Below are 1,342 nucleotides of genomic sequence, written 5' to 3' on the forward strand. Positions count from 1 at the left end.
CGCCGGGCTTTTTGCGGGCGCTGGGCTCGCGCAGCCTGTTCTCGGCCTCGTCGGTCGACCAGCTGCCGCACCATTTTGCGGCCTGGCAACTCTACGGTCACCCGCTACTGCTGCCCGTGCCCGACCTCGACCGCACCGACCACTGGCTCATCCTCGGCGGCAACCCCGTGGTATCCTACGGCAGCCTGATGACCGCGCCCGACGTGGCCAAGCGCCTGCAAGCCATTCAGGCCCGCGGCGGCAAGGTCGTCGTGGTCGACCCGCGCCGCTCCGAAACCGCCGCCAAAGCCGACCATCACCATTTCATTCGCCCCGGCACCGACGTGTTTTTGCTGCTGGCGATGACGCAGGTACTATTCGTGGAGCAACTGGTGAAACCGGGACGGCTAGCCGAATTCACCGATGGCATTGCGGAGCTAGGCGCGGCCGTGGCCGAATTCATACCCGAGCACGTCAGCGCTATTACCGGTCTGGCCCCGGCCGACATCCGCACGCTGGCGCGGGAGCTGGCGGCGGCAGAGCGGGGCGTGATTTATGGCCGGGTAGGGGTATCGGTGCAGGAGTTTGGCGGGCTGTGCCTGTGGCTGATAAATGCCCTGAACCTGCTGACAGGGCACCTCGACGAGCCGGGCGGCTACATGTTTGCCACGCCCGCGCTCGACGTGCTGGGCAAGCCGGGTATCTATAACAAGTACGACCGGTACCGCAGCCGCGTGCGGCAGGCGCCCGAGTTTATGGGCGAGCTGCCGGTGGCCTGCCTGGCCGAGGAAATGCTCACGCCCGGCCCGGGCCAGCTACGGGCGCTAGTCACGAGCTGCGGCAACCCGGTGCTGAGCACCCCCAACGGCGCGCAGCTCGACGCCGCGCTGGCCGGGCTGGATTTCATGGTGTCCATCGATATCTACCTCAACGAAACCACGCGCCACGCCCACTACATCCTGCCGCCCGCCACCGGCCTCGAAACCGCGCACTACGACGTGAGCTTCCACGCCCTGGCCATCCGCAACACCAGTCGCTACTCCGAGCCATTGTTCGACAAAGGCCCCGATGCGCGCTACGACTGGGAGATATTCGAAGGTCTGCGCCATCGCCTCGAAGCCGGCGAGGCCTTCGATGCCGCCACCGCGCCCGTTCCCGAAGACCCCGAAGCCAAAATTGACCTCGGCCTGCGCTACGGGGCCTACGGTCGCGCCGGCCTCTCGCTGGAGAAGCTGCGTGCAAACCCCCATGGTATTGACCTCGGCGCACTCCAACCGCGTCTGCCCGCGGCGTTGCGCACCGAAAACCAGCGCATCAACCTCGCCGCCCCGCTCTTCCTGGCCGACCTGGCCCGGGCCCGCCG

1 protein-coding gene is annotated in these 1,342 nt (G+C 67.3%); it reads left to right on the forward strand.

Translation table 11 applies throughout. From position 1 onward, the window contains the following. On the forward strand, positions 1 to 1,342 hold a 1,342-nt coding region (locus ACYVDE_RS22975), incomplete at both ends, for a molybdopterin-dependent oxidoreductase (RefSeq protein WP_460503858.1).

The sequence above is a fragment of the Hymenobacter agri genome, assembly GCF_054778495.1.